This is a genomic window from Mycobacterium simiae, from assembly GCF_008370645.1.
In the GTDB taxonomy this organism is placed as follows: domain Bacteria; phylum Actinomycetota; class Actinomycetes; order Mycobacteriales; family Mycobacteriaceae; genus Mycobacterium; species Mycobacterium simiae_A.
On sequence record NZ_VTZN01000517.1, the window covers coordinates 1 to 482 of the forward strand.

1 protein-coding gene is annotated in these 482 nt (G+C 59.1%); it reads left to right on the forward strand.

What is annotated here, in order from left to right; all coding sequences use genetic code 11:
• Window positions 1-59 precede the first annotated feature (59 nt).
• Entirely contained in the window at window positions 60-350 is a 291-nt protein-coding gene (locus F0Q45_RS26695) for a DUF937 domain-containing protein (protein ID WP_149656671.1), read from the forward strand.
• The last annotated feature ends 132 nt before the right edge of the window (window positions 351-482 follow it).

The following is a 482-nucleotide window of genomic DNA, read 5'->3' on the forward strand; positions in this document are numbered from 1 at the left end:
TCTAGCGTCTGATTTGACTGGTCCTTGAATTGTCGACTCTGACAAAGGTGGGCACGCCGATGGTCAGCCTTGATGATCTGCACGCCCGAATTCCCCTGGCAGAAATCGCAAGCAAGCTTGGTGCCGAAGAAGACGATGTCGGCCGGGCGATCCATACGCTGGTGCCCCTGTTGCTCAGCGGGTTACATCAGACCTCGCATGTCACCCAACACGCCGATGAGATCGAATCCGCGGCCAATGCCCGCGCGGCACCTGGCTTGCTGGATGCCGGCGGAGGAGTCGATCGGTTCGACGAAGGTGACGGAAACCAGGCTGTCGCGACGCTCCTTGCAAGGACATCGATCAGGTAATGTCCGCGCTGGCTAGTCCGAAGTTAAGGACCCGGGGAAGCCCGTATTTCGTGGTTGACCTGAGGTTTTGTGGTTTGGTGGGGTGGTGGTTTTGTGACTACGCGGCGGCGATGGTGAGGGGAATGGTGGCGT